This is a genomic window from Streptomyces sp. NPDC054863 (assembly GCF_053610825.1).
On record NZ_JBSGZD010000199.1, the window covers coordinates 1 to 14595 of the forward strand.

At 70.7% G+C, this 14595-nt stretch carries 11 protein-coding genes; 5 read left to right on the forward strand and 6 right to left on the reverse strand.

Annotation, left to right across the window (positions count from 1 at the left end; all coding sequences use genetic code 11):
- Window positions 1-99: 99 nt before the first annotated feature.
- Both ACWGIG_RS27460 and ACWGIG_RS27465 read right to left on the reverse strand, forming a co-directional pair.
- Window positions 100-1455, reverse strand: a complete 1356-nt coding sequence (locus tag ACWGIG_RS27460; protein ID WP_453324357.1) for a carbohydrate-binding protein — start codon at window positions 1453-1455, stop codon at window positions 100-102.
- Between the two features lie 107 nt (window positions 1456-1562).
- Window positions 1563-2942, reverse strand: coding sequence for a class II 3-deoxy-7-phosphoheptulonate synthase (locus tag ACWGIG_RS27465; protein WP_453324358.1), 1380 nt, complete (start codon window positions 2940-2942; stop codon window positions 1563-1565).
- A 185-nt stretch (window positions 2943-3127) separates the two neighbouring features.
- Between ACWGIG_RS27465 and ACWGIG_RS27470 the strand changes: the two genes are divergently transcribed.
- The gene (locus ACWGIG_RS27470) at window positions 3128-4714 is read left to right on the forward strand and encodes an anthranilate synthase component I family protein (protein ID WP_453324359.1); all 1587 of its coding nucleotides are present in this window, start codon (window positions 3128-3130) and stop codon (window positions 4712-4714) included.
- Between the two features lie 14 nt (window positions 4715-4728).
- The gene (locus tag ACWGIG_RS27475; RefSeq protein WP_453324366.1) at window positions 4729-5304 is read left to right on the forward strand and encodes an anthranilate synthase component II; all 576 of its coding nucleotides are present in this window, start codon (window positions 4729-4731) and stop codon (window positions 5302-5304) included.
- Here the strand turns inward: ACWGIG_RS27475 and pdxR are convergent.
- Window positions 5243-6853, reverse strand: a complete 1611-nt coding sequence (gene pdxR, locus ACWGIG_RS27480; RefSeq protein ID WP_453324360.1) for a MocR-like pyridoxine biosynthesis transcription factor PdxR — start codon at window positions 6851-6853, stop codon at window positions 5243-5245. The genes ACWGIG_RS27475 and pdxR overlap by 62 nt on opposite strands.
- 160 nt (window positions 6854-7013) lie before the next feature.
- Here pdxR and trpD point away from each other — a divergent pair, with 160 nt between their 5' ends.
- Entirely contained in the window at window positions 7014-8033 is a 1020-nt protein-coding gene (trpD, locus tag ACWGIG_RS27485) for an anthranilate phosphoribosyltransferase (protein WP_453324367.1), read from the forward strand.
- A 348-nt stretch (window positions 8034-8381) separates the two neighbouring features.
- Here the strand turns inward: trpD and ACWGIG_RS27490 are convergent, their stop codons facing one another.
- The 3 genes from ACWGIG_RS27490 to ACWGIG_RS27500 all read right to left on the reverse strand — a co-directional run bounded on the left by ACWGIG_RS27490 (window position 8382) and on the right by ACWGIG_RS27500 (window position 12978).
- On the reverse strand, window positions 8382-9269 hold the full coding sequence (locus ACWGIG_RS27490) for a DUF2268 domain-containing protein (protein ID WP_453324361.1): 888 nt from the start codon (window positions 9267-9269) through the stop codon (window positions 8382-8384).
- A 151-nt stretch (window positions 9270-9420) separates the two neighbouring features.
- Window positions 9421-10809: a class I SAM-dependent RNA methyltransferase gene (locus ACWGIG_RS27495; protein ID WP_453324362.1), complete on the reverse strand. Its 1389-nt coding sequence runs from the start codon at window positions 10807-10809 to the stop codon at window positions 9421-9423.
- A gap of 114 nt (window positions 10810-10923) precedes the next feature.
- Window positions 10924-12978: an APC family permease gene (locus tag ACWGIG_RS27500; RefSeq protein ID WP_453324363.1), complete on the reverse strand. Its 2055-nt coding sequence runs from the start codon at window positions 12976-12978 to the stop codon at window positions 10924-10926.
- A 232-nt stretch (window positions 12979-13210) separates the two neighbouring features.
- Between ACWGIG_RS27500 and ACWGIG_RS27505 the strand changes: the two genes are divergently transcribed.
- Window positions 13211-13876: a potassium channel family protein gene (locus ACWGIG_RS27505; protein WP_453324364.1), complete on the forward strand. Its 666-nt coding sequence runs from the start codon at window positions 13211-13213 to the stop codon at window positions 13874-13876.
- Window positions 13876-14559 (forward strand): potassium channel family protein, encoded by a 684-nt coding sequence (locus ACWGIG_RS27510; RefSeq protein ID WP_453324365.1) that lies wholly within the window; start codon window positions 13876-13878, stop codon window positions 14557-14559. Before ACWGIG_RS27505 ends, ACWGIG_RS27510 begins: the two co-directional genes overlap by 1 nt.
- Window positions 14560-14595: the final 36 nt, after the last annotated feature.

A 14595-nucleotide genomic window follows, 5' to 3' on the forward strand; every position in this document is an offset into this window, starting at 1 on the left:
CGCGCCGCCACAGCTTTCCGGGGGGGGCCGCGGCCCGCGCCACGGGACGACGAGTTGCTGCGCTGCTGCTTACTGCGCGCTGCCTCTATGAGGCGGCGGTCATACGGGCTGCCAGAGGGCGGGGACGTTCGGGGGCGTCCAGCCCTCCTGTGCCTGGTGGCCCTGGAGGCACCGGTAGGTGGTACCCCCGTACGTCACCTGGGCGCCCGTCGCGTAGACGGTGCCCACCGCCCAGGTGCCGCCGGGCTCACCCGGGCCGGGACCCGGGTCGTCGGAGGTGGTCTTGAGAGTCAGGGCGTACGCCTGGAGCAGGGGGTTGATCGGCTGGTAGAAGGTCGTGCCGCCGGTGCGGCAGTTGCCCGAGCCGCCGGAGGTGACGCCCTGCGCCTGGCTGCCGGATATGAACGAGCCGCCGGAGTCGCCCGGTTCGGCACAGACCGAGGTGCGGGTCACCCCGCTGATGGTCCCCTCGGGGTACGTCACGCTGGTGTTGTGCTGCTGGATGGTGCCGCAGTGCCAGCCGGTGGTGGAGCCCGACCGGCACACGGAGGCGCCGACCGCTGCCTGCGTCGAGCCGGTGACCTGGACGTTTCCGCTGCTGCCCTTCACATACGGCGTCGAGGTCCAGTTGGTGTTGGTGGCGACCCAGGCGGTGTCGCGGCCGGGGAAGGTGGAGGCCTGGAAGGAGCCCTGCGCGACCTGGTTGTAGCCGGTGGTGGTGGTGCCCGGCCGGCCGCAGTGCCCTGCGGTGGCGAAGCCCTGCTGCGTCCCCTTGGTGACGGCGAAGCCGACCGAACAGCGACCGCTGCCGTTCATGTAGTACGCGTCGCCGCCCCTGATGTCGTACAGCGGACGGGGCTGCTGAGCGGACTTCTCCGTCCGTACGAGAGCGGGATCGACACCCGCTGCTGCGACGAGGGCCTTCGCGGCGGCAGGACTGACCGCCTGCAAGGTCACTTCATTTGTCCTGACATTCACAAAGCGGACGGGCACGTTCGTCGCGGCTGTCGCCGTGGCAGCCCTGTCGAGCTTCGCCAGCGCTGTGTCCAGCTGCCGCAGGGTGTGCCGTACGACGAGGGCACGTGCCCCCTTCGCCTCGATGGACGGAACGTCGGAGGCGTCGGTGGTGGCCACGGTCAGCGTCCCGGAGTCGTCGCCCTGCACCCAGGCACCGGCGAAGTCCCGCCCGAGCGCGTTCTGCAGCCGTCCCGCGACGGCACCGGCCTCGGCCTCGTTCACCAGTCGCGCGGCGGCCTGCTGCCCGGTGACGCCGAGGTCGCGCTGCATGGCCCGCAGCAGTTCGGGGGATGCCTTTCCGACGCCCAGGGTGTCGGCGGCCGAACGTGCGGAGGCTGCTGCGGGGTCCGCGGACGCGGTGCCGGGCAGCCCTGCCAGTACGAGCGCGCCGACCGCGGCGAACGCGGCGCAGGCCGCCCTGGCATGTCTGTGGAGCATGCGGGTTCTCCTCGATCTCGGTGGGGGTACCGAAACCGTAGGACTGAGCAACTGTCCTGCGGGAGCTGCCAGTTGCCCCCTCGCTCAGTGTTATGCCCCACACGGGGTCACGGCCTGGACGGGCCCCGGTACATCTCGGCGAGCAGGAATGCCAGGTCGAGGGACTGGGTGTGGTTGAGGCGGGGGTCGCAGGCCGTCTCGTACCGGTGGTGCAGGTTCTCGGCCAGTACCTCGTTGCCGCCTCCTGTGCACTCGGTGACGTCGTCGCCGGTGAGCTCGACGTGGATGCCGCCCGGGTGGGTGCCCAGCGCCTGGTGGACCTCCACGAAACCGCGCACCTCGTCGAGCACCGTGTCGAACCGGCGGGTCTTGTGGCCGCTCGCGGCGGTGGTCGTGTTGCCGTGCATCGGGTCGCTGACCCAGCAGACCAGCGCACCCTCCGCGTTGACCTTCTCCACGAGGGTGGGAAGCAGGTCGCGGACGCGGTCGGCGCCGGCCCTCACCACGAAGGTCAGCCGGCCGGGTTCGCGTGCCGGGTCGAGCCGGTCGATGAGCTTCAGGACGGTGTCGGGGTGCGTGGCAGGGCCGAGCTTGACCGCGATGGGGTTGTGGACCTTGGAGAAGTACTCGACGTGCGCGCCGTCCAGGTCCCGGGTCCGTTCACCGATCCACAGCAGGTGGCCGCTGGTGGCGTAGGCCCGCCCGTTCGCCGGTTCGGTGCGGGTCAGGGCGGCTTCGTAGTCGAGCAGCAGCCCTTCGTGGCCGACGAAGAACTCGGCGGTGCCCAGCTCCCGGGTGTCGACCCCACACGCCTGCATGAAGTCCAGGCTGCGGCCGATCTCGTCGGCCAGTTCCTCATAGCGTTCGCCGACGTGGGAGTCGGCGACGAAGCCCCGGTTCCACGCGTGCACCTGACGCAGATCGGCGAATCCGCCGGTGGTCAGGGCCCGTACCAGGTTGAGCGTCCTGGCAGACGCCTCGTACATCAGGCGCAGCCGCCCGGGGTCGGCCCTGCGGGCCTCGGCCGTGAACTCCAGGCCGTTGACCGCGTCGCCGCGGTAGGAGGGCAGCGCGAGGCCGTCCCGGTGCTCGACCGGGCTGGAGCGCGGCTTGGCGTACTGTCCGGCCATCCGGCCGACCTTGACGACCGGCAGCGCGGTGGCGTGGGTGAGCACGACGGCCATCTGCAGGAGCGTCTTGAGGCTGCCGCGGATCGCGTCGGCGGTCACCCGGTCGAAGGTCTCGGCGCAGTCCCCGCCCTGGAGCAGGACGGCTTCCCCGCGGGCGACGGCGGCCATCCGACGGCGCAGTTGGTCGCATTCGGCGGCGAAGACCAGCGGAGGAGCCGCTTCCAGCCAGCCGGTCACGGCACGCAGCTCTTCCGTGCCCTGCCAGCCCGGCTGCTGCCCGGCGGGAAACGCGCGCCAGGATTCGGCGGCCGTGCTCTTCCGCCGGGATTCATCCGTACTGCCCGTGGCTTCTTTCATGATTCTTTCCATTACTGCCTTCCGGTGCGGAGGCCCATAAAGAACGTGCGGCAACTCAATCCGCGCGGTCCTGTTCGGGTCAAGCGATTCGGGAATGGCCCGTATCAGGGGTGAGGAATTGGTCTGGCCCAGCTCTCGTATCCGCTGATTCACTCGCTCTCAACCGAGTCCAGAGGGAGTTCACCTTGCCGGAAACAACAACGATCGGTGTGCGGGTCACCGAGGCGGGGCTGCCGCGTCACGACCCCCTCGACCTCTATGTGCGCCTGCGGGACGTCCTTCCGGAGCAGGACGTGTTCCTCTTCGAGAGCCTGGCGGGAGCCGAGCAGGACCGCCGGTCGGCCGTCGTCGGCTTCGGCCGGCTGGCCGAGATCCGGGTGTTCGACCGCCACATCGACCTCGACGGGGCACCGGCCGTCGCCCGGGCGCTCGCCGCGGCGGCCGAGAGTGCCGGGCTCACGGCGGACCCCACGGCCGGGACCGGGACCGGGACCGGGACCGGCGCCAGTGCCAGTGCCAGTGCCAACGACGGTGCCCGCGCCAGCGCCAGTACCAGCGCGCGACGGTTGCACTTCGCCACTCCCGACCAGCTGTGGGAGGCGCTGGCCGCGGCTCAGCGGCTGTTCGCCGTGGAGAGCGCCGTGCCCACCACCTCCTACGCGTTCGGCTTCCTGACGTCCCTCGCGTACGAATCCGCCTGGCTCATGGAGTCGCTGCCGGCCCGGACCGCGGAATCACCGATTCCGGACATGACGCTCACGCTCTTCCAGGAGACCGTCTGGTACGACCTCACGGCGGGCGGCGCGCGCCGACTGCGGGCCGAGAGCCCGGAGTTCCCCGACACGACGGCGGGCGTCGACGTGCTCGCCCTGGCGGCCGAGGCGTCCGGGCCTGTTCCGGAGGGATCGCGGCCCGGCGTGCCGGATGTGCCCGTTCCGCTGTCGGTGCGCGACAGCGTGAGCCGCGAGACGTTCCTGGGGTGGGCCGAGCGGTGTCTGGAGCACATCGGCGTCGGCGACATCTACCAGATCCAGATCGGCCATCGCATCGACGTCCGCACCGCCCTGACACCCGTCGAGGTCTACCGGCGGCTTCGCCACCGCAATCCCTCGCCGTACATGTTCCTCATGCCGCGGGCGGGCAGCACGCTGATCGGTGCGAGCCCGGAGCTGTTCTTCCGGATCGAGGGCGACGAGATCCTGATGCGCCCCATCGCGGGCACCGCCAGGCGCGGCCCCGACGACGAGGAGAACCAGCGGCGCATCAAAGAGATGCAGGAGAGCACCAAGGAGCGGGCCGAGCACATCATGCTGGTCGACCTCTGCCGCAACGACATCGGCCGGCTGGCCCGGCCCAGCACCCAGCCCGTGGACCGACTGATGGCGGTGGAGGGCTTCTCGCACGTCTTCCACCTCGTGTCGACGGTGTCCGGCCGGCTGGAGGCGGGTGTGGACACGTGGCAGGCGGTGCGTGCGACGTTCCCCGCGGGGACCATGACCGGCGCCCCGAAGGTGCGGGCCATGGAGATCATCGACGGTCTTGAGGAGGAGCCGCGGGGCAATTACGCGGGCGCCGTGGGGCTGGTGGACGTACGCGGCTGGAGCGAACTGGCGCTGTGCATCCGCACGGTGGAGTACGACGGGGACACCTACTCGACCCAGAGCTCGGCGGGCATGGTCGCCCAGTCGGAGCCCGCGGCCGAGTGGCAGGAGACGCTGTCGAAGATGGGGGCCGCCTACTGGGCGCTCACCGGTGAGGAGTTGCAGTCGTGAAGGAAATCGGGGACATGCGGGTCCTGCTGATCGACGCCTACGACAGCTTCGTGCACATCATCGACCAGTACCTGCGCACGCTCGGGGCGCGGACCGAGGTCGTACGGTCGCTGTCCCGCTCGCCCGGCCGACTGGCGGCGTCCGAGCCCGACGCAGTAGTACTGGGCCCCGGCCCGGGCCACCCGGCCGACTCCGGTCACGTCGAGCTGGTGCACGAGTTCGCCGGCCGGGTACCGCTGCTCGGCGTCTGTCTGGGGCACCAGGCGATCGCGCTCGCCCACGGCGGCCGGGTCGAGGTGGCGGGCGAGCTCATGCACGGGCGGACCAGTACGGTGCGGCACGACGGCGCCGGGGTGTTCCAGGGGCTCGGCAACACCCTCGAAGCCACCCGCTACCACTCGCTGATCGTCTCCGATCCCCTCCCGGACCAGCTGGTTTCCACGGCCTTCGCCACCGACCACGGATATGTGATGGGCCTTCGGCACCGCACGCTGCCGATCGAGGGGGTGCAGTTCCACCCCGAGAGCATCACGACCAACGGCGGTCTGGTGATGCTGGAGAACTTCCTGCGGATGCGGACGAGCGTCTGACCGCCGCCACTTCGCCCCTGACCGCCGCCACTTCACGTCTGGCCCCCGCCATTTCGCCTCTGACCGCCGCCACTTCACGTCTGGCCCCCGCCGCTTCGCCTCTGACCGCCGCCACTTCACGTCTGGCCCCCGCCGCTTCGCCTCTGACCGCCGCCACTTCGCGAACGGCCTCCGCCACCTCCCGGACTGCCTCCGCCACTCCGGAGCGCGGCAGGTGCGCGTGCCCGATCACCAGGGCGGGTGTCTGGCCTCCCGGCCTGACGTGGAACGCCGCACCTCCGCGCACCAGTACGGACCGGCGCAGCGCCCCTGCCACCAGCGCGGCCTCGTCCGTGTGCCGGGGCAGTCGTACGTACGCGTGCAGGCCCGCGGCCCGTCCGAGGACCTCGGCGCCCGGCAGGTGTCTGAGTACCGCTTCGTCGAGCGTTTCCCGGCGGCTGCGGCACAGGGCGTTCAGCCGCCGCAGGTGGCGGTCGAACAGCCCGCTGCGCAGGAATTCGGCGAAGGCCAGCTGGGTGAGGGTCTCGGTGCCCAGGTCGTGGCGGGCGCGGGCCCTCAGGAGCTGGTCGAGCATCGGCCTGGGCGCGGCCAGCCAGCCGAGCCGCAGGCCGGGGGCGAGCGACTTGCTCGCCGTACCCGCGTAGACGACGCGGTCGGGGGCCATGCGCTGGAGCGCGAGGGGGCGGGTGGCGCCGCGTTCGTACCAGAGGCCGCCGTCGTAGTCGTCCTCGATCACCCAGCCGTCGTGTTCGCGCGCCCACCGGACCAGCGCCTCGCGGCGCCGCGCGGAGAGGGTCACGCCGGTGGGGTACTGGTGGGCGGGGGTGACCAGGACGGCGCGGACCCCGGAAGCGGCGAGGGCGTCGACGTCGATGCCCTCCTCGTCCACGGGGAGCGGTACGGTCCGCAGTCCGCTGCCGTGGATGAACTGGAGCTGCCCGGGGTGGCCCGGGTTCTCGATCCCCAGGGCCCCGATCCCCAGCTCCGGCAGGACGGCGCAGAGCAGGCCGAGTGCCTGGGCGAAGCCCGCCACCACCATCATCTGCTCCGCGGTGGTGCGGACGCCGCGCAGCCGTCCGAGGTAGTGGCCGAGTTCGACGCGCAGGGCCGGCGCTCCGGCCAGCGGCGGATAGTCGTGGTCCGCGGTGTCGGCCGCGTGCAGGACCCGCTGGTAGCAGCTGAGCCACTCGCGCCGGGGGAAGGCCGGGAAGTTGCGACCGCCCGGACGCAGATCCCAGCGGACGGCGGGTACCCGCCCCTCGTCCAGCAGGGCGGGCACGACGGCTGGTTCGGCGTCCAGGTGGCGCACGACGCGGGTGCCCGCGCCCTGGACCGCCTCCAGGTACCCCTCGGCGACCAGTTGTCCGTACGCCTCCACCACCACGCTCCGCGACACGTCGAGGTCGTCGGCGAGCCGGCGGCTGGACGGGAGCCGGGTGCCGGGGTGGAGGATTCCCTCGGATATTTCTCGCTTGATGAAATGCTGGATCTGAGAGGTCAGGGACGTCTCGGATTCTCTGACGATTTCGACCGCTACATGCAGGGCCACCGGCCCTCCCCTTCTCGAATTGGACCGTACCGCTGCCCGGTCAGTGGTCTGGAAGGCGTGCGCGGGAATTCACAGAATTGACGGCGAAGACTCTTTCTGGCGTCGCTCAAGGAGAATCCCCGTGACTGCCGAGCCGCAGGCCCTTACCTGGCCGGATCTGATGAACGCGTTGCTGCGCCGCGAGGACCTGTCCGCGCGGGACACCGACTGGGCCATGGACGAGGTGATGACCGGATCCGTCGGTTCCGCGCGGCTGGCCGGGCTGCTGGTGGGCCTGCGTGCCAAGGGCGAGACCGTCGAGGAGATCGAGGGTCTGGTACGTGCCATGTTCCGGCACGCCGTGCCCCTGGGGGTGCCGGGTCCCGCGCTGGACATCGTCGGCACCGGCGGCGACGGCTCGAACAGCGTCAACATCTCCACGATGTCGGCGATCGTGGCGGCAGGCGCCGGGGCCCGCGTGGTCAAGCACGGCAACCGGTCCGCTTCCTCGTCCTGCGGATCGGCGGACGTGCTGGAGGAGTTGGGGGTGTCGCTCGACCTTCCGGCGGCCGAGGTCGCGGCCGTGGCCGAGGAGACCGGCATCACGTTCTGCTTCGCCCCGATGTTCCATCCGGCCATGCGGCACGCGGCCGTCACACGCCGGGAGCTCGGCATCCCCACCGTGTTCAACATCCTCGGCCCGCTGGCCAATCCCGCGTCCCCCGCCGCCCAGGCGGTGGGCGTCGCGGACCGGCGCCAGGCCCCGCTGCTCGCCGGGGTGCTGGCCCGGCGCGGGGTGTCGGCGCTGGTCTTCCGGGGCGACGACGGAATGGACGAGCTGACGGTCACCACTACCTCCACGGTCTGGTCGGTCACCGGCTCCGAGGTGCGCGAGGAGTCCTTCGACCCGCGCGACATCGGCATCGGGTACGCCGACGCGCGTGCGCTGCGCGGCGGCGACCGGGCTCACAACGCCCGGGTGGCCCGCGAGGTGTTCGCCGGGGCGCGGGGTCCGGTCCGGGACACGGTGCTGCTGTCGGCGGCGGCGGGTTTCGCGGCGTTGGAGCCCAGCGACCGGCCGGTCGCGGAACGGCTGGCGGCCGGGGTGGAGCGGGCGGCCGAGTCCGTCGACTCGGGTGCGGCCTCGGGCGTGCTGGAGCGCTGGGCGACCGTCACGGCGAAGCTGTCCCAGCAGGGCTGACGGACCGTCGGCGGACGGCCACCGGGGCGGCGACGGCCTCCCCGGCACTGTCGCTCCGCCAGATCGACGTGTACTCCTCCGCCGAGCCCATCAAGCCCGTCGAGTCCGTCGAGCACGTCAAGTCCGTCGAGTCCGTCGAGCACGTCAAGTCCGTCGAGCAAGTTCATCACTGTGTCCTCCCGCTCCTGCGCACACCGGCGACCCGGCCGGTCGTGGGCACGACCACGGCCGGGCGCTACCGGCAGGCGCTACAGGTCGGAACTGTAAGGAGGGAGCCTGCGGAGAACCACATCATTCAGCATTCGGTAAAACTCGCAGGTGAGAACCCGATCCATGCCTCACGCGTCCTCACGCGCGGGTCGGCACCCCCGCGTTGGTGAGGACCTCGCGGGCCGGCAGCGCGACACTTTGGGCCGCGGTCAGACCGGACGCCGCCAGATGGGCGTCCACGATCCGCAGCCCCGCCGCGTACCCGGCGAAGTCCGGCAGCCCGGCAGGCTCGCACCCCATGAGCTGCGCGGTGGCGTCGCCGTACACGTAGGGCGGCAGGTTCTGCATTCCGGCCACGTCGATCGCCGCCACGACCTTCTCGTAGGCCTCGTCCAGCTCCGCACCGGACAGTGCCGTCGCCCAGGGGCCCATGGCCTGCTCACCGGCAAGCTCCCGTACGAACGCCTCGGCCAGCCCCTCGGCCACGACCTGCTCGCCGACCGTGACGGTCGCGGGGTTCCAGACCACGTTGGCGTACCGCACGTTGTGGTGGAGCTCGTGCGCGGCGGCGTGGCCGATCTTCGCCAGGCTGGTCCCGGTGGGCCACATCATCAGATGGATCGCCCCCGGGAAGCCGCCCATCCCGAAGTAGCCGCCCGAACGGACCGTCAGGTGGTGGTCGTCGGGGTTGCCGAGCACCAGCACGACATGCACGGTCTCCGCACTCCCGACCCCCGGCGCCGCACGGTCCAGCCGCGCCCACGCCGCGCCGAGCCGCGCCTCGATCTCGCCCCACACCCCCGCGTCCCGCATCTGCCGCAGGGCCGCCGAGTGCCGCGGATCCTCATGGTCGATCCGGAAGCCACTGCCCATCCGGTGCATCTGCACCAGGTCCACGTCACCCATCACGGCCATCGCGCTCTCCAGCGGAGCGAGTATTTCTCGCAGGGCGCCGGGCCTCTCCTCCAGCGGGCGCCGCAGAAGCTCGGTCATCGCGGACGCCGTGTCGTGCACCACAATCTTCATGTCACGGGACGCTAAGACCTCCCGTTGCGTGAGGTGCAAGGCAAAGGCGGCGCCCGGTAGTCCCAGGCTTCCCGGGTACCGGGACGGCCGCCCGCCCCAGCCCTCCGAAACCGATGCCCGGGCGACCGCCGCCGCCCCCTGTCACCGCAGGTCAGTCGTCCTTCTTCACCGGCTCCAGAATCGCCACGCACTCCACATGGTGCGTCATCGGGAAAAGATCGAAGGCCCGCAGCGTCCGCACCTTGTAGCCGCCCTCCTTGAAGTACGCCAGGTCGCGTGCCAGCGCAGCCGGGTCGCACGCCACGTACGCGATGCGGCGGGCTCCCAGCGTCGACAGGTGCTTGACCGTCTGCTTGCCGGCGCCGGCGCGCGGGGGGTCGAGGACGATCAGGTCGGTTTCGGTGATTCCGGTGCGCGGCAGGACCTGCTCGACCTTGCCCTGTTCGATACGGACGTTGGGCATGGATTCGAGGTTGTGGCGGGCGTCCTCGACGGAGCGCTTGCCGGACTCGATGCCGAGCACGGCGCCCTGGTCGCCGATGCGTTCGGCGATGGAGCCCGCGAAGAGGCCGACGCCGCAGTAGAGGTCGAGGGCCGTCTCGCCCTTGCGGGGCATGAGGCCCTGCATGACCGCGCGCATCAGGGTGTCGGCGGCCTGCGGGTGGATCTGCCAGAAGCCGCCCATGCCGACGCGGTACGTACGGCCGTCGGCCCGCTCGCGGACGAAGGCGCGGCCGTGCACCTTGTGGACGCCGCCGTCCTTCTCGTGGACGCGCAGGACGGAGACCGGCTTGTCGAGCTCGACGAGGGGCAGCCGGCCGCCGGGGGTGGGGGTGAGGATGACCTGGCGGTCGCTGGAGCCGGTGGCGGCGATGGCTTCGACGGAGGCCATCTGGGGCCATTCGCGCTTCTCGATGCCGAGCTCCGAGACGCCGGGCGAGGCGATCATGCAGTGGTCGATCGGCTGGACCTCGTGCGAGCGGTGCTTGCGCAGGCCTGCCTTGCCTTCGGCGTCGACGGCGTACTGGACGCGGGTGCGCCACTGCGGAACCTGTCCGGCGGGCAGCTTGTCGCCCTCGGCGGGCATGACCGTACCGTCCCAGCCGGCTTCCTCGGGGGTGAGGCCCGCGAGGCGCATCAGCTGCTCGGCGACGACTTCGCCCTTGAGGCGGCGCTGGGCGCCGGGCTTGGCGTGCTGCCAGTCGCAGCCGCCGCACATTCCGGGGCCGGAGAAGGGGCAGGGGGCCTCGACGCGGTCCTTGGACGGGTCCAGGATCGTCACCGCGTCGGCCCGCAGGAAGCGGGCGCCCTCCTCGCCGTCCGTGACGCGGGCGACGACCTTCTCGCCGGGGAGCGTGTGCCGCACGAAGAGGACCTGGCCCTCGGACGTACGGGCGATGCAGTGGCCGCCGTGCGCGACGGGGCCGACCTCGACCTCGTACTCCGTACCGACGAGCGACACCTTGGGCTCCTGCGGGGCGGCCGTTCCGGGCTCCCGCTCGGCCGTCGTTTCCTTCGGTGCCTTGGATTCGGACTGCATGGTGGGGTGACTCCAGGGGATCAAAGGGGGACCGAAGGGGAACGGCCGGACAACAGCCCACCAGTCTACGTGGGTGTCGTCCGGCCGCTCGACCAAGGCAAACCTCACCAAGGGCTAGCCCTTCGAGGTCTCCTTGGGAGCCTCCTTGGGGCGGCGGTCCACCGGGCCCCGCCGTACCGCGCCCGGAGCGTTCCAGTCCTGGCGCCTCTTCGCGCGCTTCTTCGCCGCTTCGGAGGACTCCAACTGGTACGGGACGGAGGTCACCATCACGCCCGGGGTGAAGAGCAGGCGGCCCTTGAGGCGCAGGGCGCTCTGGTTGTGGAGCAGGTGCTCGTACCAGTGGCCGACCACGTACTCCGGGATGTAGACGGAGACGACGTCGCGGGGGCTCTCGCGGCGCAGGCCCTTCACGTACTCGATGATCGGGCGGGTGATCTCGCGGTACGGGGAGTCGAGGATCTTGAGGGGGACGTTGATGCCGCGCCGCTCCCACTCGTCGCGCAGGGCCTTCGTCTCGGCGGGGTCGACGCTGATGGAGAGCGCTTCGAGGCGGTCGGAGCGCATCAGCTTGGCGTACGCGAGGGCGCGCAGCGTCGGCTTGTGGACCTTGGAGACCAGGACGATGGAGTGCACCCGGGAGGGGCGCAGGCTGTCGTCGGAGGGGCCCTCGGCTGCGGAGATCTCCTCGGCGACCCGGTCGTAGTGCTTGCGGATCGCGGACATCGTTCCGTAGAAGATCACCATGCCGAGCAGGGCGACCCACGCACCGTGGGTGAACTTGGTGGCGAGGACGACCACCAGGACGAGACCCGTGAAGAAGGCACCGAAGGTGTTGATCGCACGCGAGCGCATCATGCGGCGGCGCTCGGCCTGGTCCTTGGTGGTCTTCAGGTGCCGGTTCCAGTGCCGGACCATGCCGATCTGGCTGAGCGTGAAGGACACGAAGACGCCGACGATGTAGAGCTGGATGAGCTTCGTGGAGTCGGCGCCGTAGAGAACGACCAGCAGGACGGCGGCGCCCGCGAGGAGCACGATGCCGTTGGAGAAGGCGAGGCGGTCGCCGCGGGTGTGCAGCTGGCGGGGCAGGTAGCGGTCCTGGGCGAGGATCGAGCCGAGGAGCGGGAAGCCGTTGTACGCCGTGTTGGCGGCCAGGAACAGGACCAGTGCGGTGGCGGCTGCGAGGAGCACGAAGAAGAAGGTGCCCTGGCCGAAGACCGCGGCGGCGACCTGCGAGATCACCGGGTTCTGTACGTACGAGTCGCCGACCGGGACTCCGTCGCGGATCAGGTCGACGGCCGGCTTCTCGGCCATCTTGACGCCGGTCTCCATGGCGAGCGCGATGATGCCGCAGAACATCACGACGGCCAGGGTGCCCATCAGGGCGAGCGTCGTCGCGGCGTTCTTCGACTTCGGCTTTCGGAAGGCGGGGACGCCGTTGGAGATCGCCTCGACGCCGGTGAGGGCGGCGCAGCCGGAGGAGAAGGCGCGCAGGAGGAGGAAGACGAGCGCGAATCCCGCCAGCCCCGGGTGTTCGGGCTTGATCTCCAGGTCGGCGGTGGGCGCGCTCATGTCGTCGCCGGTCAGGGACCGGAAGGCGCCCCAGGCGAGCATGATGAAGACGCCGACGACGAAGACGTACGTGGGGATCGCGAAGAGCTTCCCGGACTCCTTCATCCCGCGCAGGTTCAGCAGGGTGAGGAGCACGATGACGGCGACCGCGCACAGGACCTTGTGCTCGACGACGAAGGGGATGGCCGAGCCAAGGTTCTCGATCCCGGAGGAGATCGACACGGCGACGGTCAGGACGTAGTCGACCAGCAGGGCACTGGCGACGGTCAGTCCGGCCTTCGGGCCGAGGTTGGTGTTGGCGACCTCGTAGTCGCCGCCGCCGCTCGGGTACGCCCGTACGTTCTGCCGGTAGGAGGCGACGACCGTGAACATCAGGACGACGACCGCGACCGCGATCCACGGGCTGAAGTGGTACGCCGAGACACCCGCGATGGAGAGCACGAGCAGGACTTCTCCGGGCGCGTAGGCCACGGAGGAGAGCGGGTCGGAGGCGAAGACGGGGAGTGCGATGCGCTTGGGGAGGAGCGTTTCTCCCAGCTTGTCGCTGCGCAGGGCCCGGCCGATCAGGATCCGTTTGGGCACGTCGGTCAGTTTGGACACGTCGAGGATCGTAAGCGGTCGAACGGGCGTCGCCCACACACCACCCCCGGGCTCCGGAATGTTCCGTGATCGCTGCACGGACCGACGCGCGGCCCGGTGCGGAAGGCGCTGACCGGGGGTCCCCGCGGGGTACCGCGCGTGTGTAGCTTTGTCGGCGGTCTGCGACTCTTGTGAGTCCGACGAAATGTCAACGAAAACTCTTGATGGACTCTTAACGGGCGGAAGGACGGACGTGCACGTCGTCATCATGGGCTGCGGGCGAGTGGGAGCCGCTCTCGCGCAGACTCTGGAGCAGCAGGGGCACACGGTCGCAGTGGTCGACCAGGACCCCACGGCCTTCCGCCGTCTGGGTTCCGGGTTCGGTGGCCGCAGGGTCACCGGGGTCGGATTCGACCAGGACACCCTCCGCGAGGCGGGGATCGAGGACGCCGGTGCGTTCGCCGCCGTCAGCAGCGGCGACAACTCGAACATCATCGCGGCCCGGGTGGCCCGCGAGATGTTCGGCATCGAGAACGTCGCGGCGCGCATCTACGACCCGCGCCGGGCGGAGGTCTATCAGCGCCTCGGCATCCCGACGGTCGCCACGGTCCGCTGGACCGCCGACCAGATGCTGCGCCGGCTGCTGCCCTCGGGCGCGGAGCCGCTGTGGCGGGACCCGAGCGGCGGTGTGCAGCTCGCGGAGGTGCACATCTCGCCGTCCTGGATCGGGCACAAGATCAGCAAGTTGCAGGAGGAGACCGGCGTGCGTGTCGCGTTCCTCACCCGGCTGGGCGAAGCGATTCTGCCGAGTTCCCAGACGGTGCTGCAGGAGGGCGACCTCGTCCACGTGATGATGCACACGCACGAGATCGCGAAGGTCGAGGCGGCCTGTTCGCTGGGCCCCGAGGAAGGTCACTGATGAGGGTCGCGATTGCCGGGGCCGGCGCGGTGGGGCGTTCCATCGCGGGCGAGCTGCTGGAGAACGGGCACGAGGTGCTCCTGATCGACAAGGCGCCCACCGCCATCTCGGTGGAGCGGGTGCCGATGGCGGAGTGGCTGCTGGCCGACGCCTGTGAGATCACCTCGCTGGACGAGGCGGCGCTGCAGCGCTGCAACGTCGTGATCGCGGCGACCGGCGACGACAAGGTCAACCTGGTCGTCTCCCTGCTCGCCAAGACCGAGTACGGGGTGCCGCGGGTCGTGGCCCGGGTCAACAACCCCAAGAACGAGTGGCTGTTCAACGAGTCCTGGGGCGTCGACGTCGCGGTGTCCACGCCGCGGCTGATGTCGGCGCTGGTCGAGGAGGCGGTGAGCGTCGGCGATCTGGTGCGGCTGATGCGCTTCAGCCACGGTGACGCCAACCTGGTGGAGCTCACGCTGCCGCCGGAGTCGGCCCTGGCGGGCACGCAGGTCTCCGCGGTGGAATGGCCGGTGGACACCGCGCTGGTCACGATCATCCGCGGGACGCGCGTACTGACGCCGACGCCGGAGGAGACTCTGGAGCCGGGCGACGAGCTTCTCTTCGTGGCCGCGCAGGCGCGCGAGGAGCAGCTGGAGGACCTGCTGTCGGTGCGGCGCGAGAGTGGTGCGGCGCAGGACTGAGTTCTCGTACGAGGAGGGGCCCGCACCGAGTCACTC

Excerpts from the sequence above, each read along its gene's own strand:
- ACWGIG_RS27460 (WP_453324357.1), bottom strand. The coding sequence starts at position 1,455 with ATGCTCCACAGACATGCCAGGGCGGCCTGCGCCGCGTTCGCCGCGGTC.
- ACWGIG_RS27465 (WP_453324358.1), bottom strand. The coding sequence starts at position 2,942 with ATGAAAGAAGCCACGGGCAGTACGGATGAATCCCGGCGGAAGAGCACG.
- ACWGIG_RS27475 (WP_453324366.1), top strand. The coding sequence starts at position 4,729 with ATGCGGGTCCTGCTGATCGACGCCTACGACAGCTTCGTGCACATCATC.
- trpD (WP_453324367.1), top strand. The coding sequence starts at position 7,014 with ATGAACGCGTTGCTGCGCCGCGAGGACCTGTCCGCGCGGGACACCGAC.
- ACWGIG_RS27490 (WP_453324361.1), bottom strand. The coding sequence starts at position 9,269 with ATGAAGATTGTGGTGCACGACACGGCGTCCGCGATGACCGAGCTTCTG.
- ACWGIG_RS27495 (WP_453324362.1), bottom strand. The coding sequence starts at position 10,809 with ATGCAGTCCGAATCCAAGGCACCGAAGGAAACGACGGCCGAGCGGGAG.
- ACWGIG_RS27510 (WP_453324365.1), top strand. The coding sequence starts at position 13,876 with ATGAGGGTCGCGATTGCCGGGGCCGGCGCGGTGGGGCGTTCCATCGCG.